Annotated in this window: 2 protein-coding genes; one reads left to right on the top strand and one right to left on the bottom strand. The window is 53.7% G+C overall.

The features are described 5' to 3' along the window. The coding region (locus ACSHSS_RS30100; protein ID WP_445545964.1) for a hypothetical protein at positions 1 to 356 on the top strand (356 nt) is incomplete at its 5' end. A gap of 638 nt (positions 357 to 994) precedes the next feature. Here ACSHSS_RS30100 and trfA read toward each other — a convergent pair. Further along, positions 995 to 1,852, bottom strand: a complete 858-nt coding sequence (trfA, locus tag ACSHSS_RS30105) for a plasmid replication initiator TrfA (protein WP_058904018.1) — start codon at positions 1,850 to 1,852, stop codon at positions 995 to 997. Between the last annotated feature and the right edge of the window lie 134 nt (positions 1,853 to 1,986).

Below are 1,986 nucleotides of genomic sequence, written 5' to 3' on the forward strand. Positions count from 1 at the left end.
TTGGCCTCGTCAGCGATGACCGCCAAGCCGAATTGATCAGTGTTTCCCTAGTCCGGTCATTTTTCGGACTTAAGCAACTGATATGTCCCGCTGTATTGAAGGTGTGTGCCTTCAGGTGGCTGTACCCACACGGCATTTCCTTCGACTGCGGTACAGGCAGAGGACGCAATCATCTGTCCACTTTGATGACGTCCGAAAGGATCGCTCGAGACAGATATAACCAGTCGAGGGAAATTCGAACATACGAGCAGCCGCTGGGACTTCACCGACGACAGCAAAAACGTCCGCTCACTTTGACCTCGATCAATAAGGAATCGACCGGAGCCCCGAACGAATACGGTCGCGTCATCGACTGATGCCGATTCAACATAGTAGCTCCCACGATTTGAGAGATTGCCCTGAAATCCTATGTACGACGGCTTCCCGTCCTCATAACACCAGTTCTCCCAATGAATCGACGAGCAATTCGGAGCCCCCTCGCAACCGCTTGAAATCTCGGCCTTAGGAACAAACGTATCCAGGCACGACCCAGATGCAACGTAGATGACGCCAGTTTCTCCGTGGGCTTCGACGTTCAAATAGACGGGCTTTGATGCGCCGTCAACACAACTCCTCGCGCGCAAAGGCGACAACCCGTCGTTCAATTTAAACGGAGTTGGCTTCATACCCGGTGGATCGCCAATGTGGAAAGCCTTAAAGGGCGCCTCAATCCGAGGCACCCACGGCGGACGAGTACTATTAGGACCCAATCGACACACGGACGCCGCAGATGCAGAGAAGCTTGCCATGCATGCCACTATTACCACCAACCTTTGGTCGTATCGGCCACCGCCCATTTGTCTGGCGCTCCCGTGGATAAGCAAAAAAGCAAAAAAAACGGGCTTGCGGGCAAGAGTACTTCTTGATCTTAATCCTTCATAAATACAGCAGACCACCAACACCGGCAATCCTCGTCACACTACGACCGCAGCCGTCGAACTTTGCCACTCGCATTTCAGGCCGCTATAGCACCGCGTGACGATGTTCGTACAACGTGCACAAGGTCAGACTTATCAATGGTCCAACTGACCAAGAAGCCTTCTTTTACGAGCTCGTCGAGTGCCTTCTTCAAATTCGCGCGAAAGTGGAACAACTCTTTCGTCTGCGAACCGCACTGACGATGAAGGAAACGTACGGAATGCGCGAAAGGCACTGCATGGGTGTGGTAGTACGTATGCAACCATTTCGACAACTCATATCGCAGTCGCTGACGCTGCTCGCGCGCGAGCCGCGTGTAATCGTCATCAGAGAATAGTGCGACGATTTCCGGTTCGACGTACGCCACCCACCTCGTCTTGCCGTCCGTTCCCGTTTCGGTGCCTTCCTTCCACAGAAATTTACGAATCAACGACCCGACAAACCCCTTTTTGTTGCCCGTGAAGCGAACCTTGACTTGCCCGGCTTGCAGCCGCTCCAGTGTCGTCACGAGCCTGTCGTAACACTTTACCGACGTGCCCCAGCCAAGCGACTTCAACAAGCTGTAGCCTGTGAATTCCACCTTCTCGTTCAGCTGAGTATCACGGGCCAGGTGAAGCACTTCAAGAAAGACGTCCGCGTCGTCCTGTCTAAGCTCTTCCCCACTAAACGAAATTTCGACGCCATCAACGCTTGCGATCAGCGCCTTCTCCATTCGGCTACGCGGCGCATTCGATTTGTTCACGTTGAACAGTGCCGAGCGCGCGAGGGCGTTTGGCATCCCACGAACGTTCGCCGGCCACAGTGGAATCTGTGTCGGATGAGATTGCGTTTCCACACCCGCGCTGCTAGCTCGGGCTGCGATCGCTTTCACCTGGTCGACGATGGAATTTGCCATGCGAGAAGTATAAGTACGTGAATTTCGCCATCAAGACCCTTGTCTCGTCTCTCCAGCGATGGTTCAGCAAAAAAACTACGAGACTGCGTATTCCGGCGAACGTGATCACGCATTTCGGCGGATCGTGATCATGG

It is taken from the genome of Burkholderia sp. BC1 (genome assembly GCF_052683555.1).

Excerpts from the sequence above, each read along its gene's own strand:
- trfA (WP_058904018.1), bottom strand. The coding sequence starts at position 1,852 with ATGGCAAATTCCATCGTCGACCAGGTGAAAGCGATCGCAGCCCGAGCT.